Origin of the sequence: Collinsella sp. LCP19S3_D5 (assembly GCF_052121415.1) — a bacterium.
In the GTDB taxonomy this organism is placed as follows: Bacteria; Actinomycetota; Coriobacteriia; order Coriobacteriales; family Coriobacteriaceae; genus Collinsella.
Genome location: NZ_JBQKEH010000040.1, coordinates 1 through 772, shown reverse-complemented (window position 1 = coordinate 772; position 772 = coordinate 1). Strand labels below are relative to the sequence as shown.

Here is a 772-nt window from a genome sequence, read left to right as displayed (position 1 = left end):
GCCCAACCGAGAGGGGGGAGGCGCCGAAGGTGTGGAGGGTGAGGGGGGTGAAGTCGTAACAAGGTAGCCGTACCGGAAGGTGCGGCTGGATCACCTCCTTTCTAGGGAGATCAATTCTTAGAGAGACAAACTTTAACTCGAATGGAGGGCAGGAGCCCGTCCGGTGGATGTCTGGCCCGGATACGTCCCCGCAGCACCCGGTCCCCGGGGTCGCACCCGCGTACCTTGAGAGCCGCATAGCGATAGGAGAGAGATGGAAGAGTATCCTCTTCCAGACTCGATTCTTTTCTGCGATCTAAACAGAGAATGATAGCAATCATTCATCCGATCCAAACAAGAGGAATTCACTCATTGATGAGTGAGGAGCATCTGATCGCGAGCACAGTGGAACACGCTGTGCCGCGGTATGAGATACCCGAATTGCGACATGAGCGCTATTCATGATATCGATTAATTAACTTTAGCGACACGTGGATATCCCGCGGGCCCGGAGCGGTCCCGCAAGATACCACGGGCGCACGGCGGATGCCTTGGCACAGGGAGCCGATGAAGGACGCGGCAAGCTGCGATAATCCCCGGCGAGGAGCACACATCCTTCGACCCGGGGGTCTCCGAATGGGCGAACCCATCCGTAGAGGTACGGATATCCCCCCGCTGAACACATAGGCGGGGGGAGGACAACCCGGGGAACTGAAACATCTAAGTACCCGGAGGAGAGGAAATCAATCTCGAGACTCCCCGAGTAGCGGCGAGCGAAAGGGGACCGATGGCC

General features: G+C 57.8%; 2 rRNA genes. Both read left to right on the top strand.

The window, feature by feature from the left end:
• Positions 1–101, top strand: a 16S ribosomal RNA gene (locus tag ACTQXO_RS08735); the annotation flags it as partial.
• A gap of 397 nt (positions 102–498) precedes the next feature.
• Positions 499–772, top strand: a 23S ribosomal RNA gene (locus ACTQXO_RS08730); the annotation flags it as partial.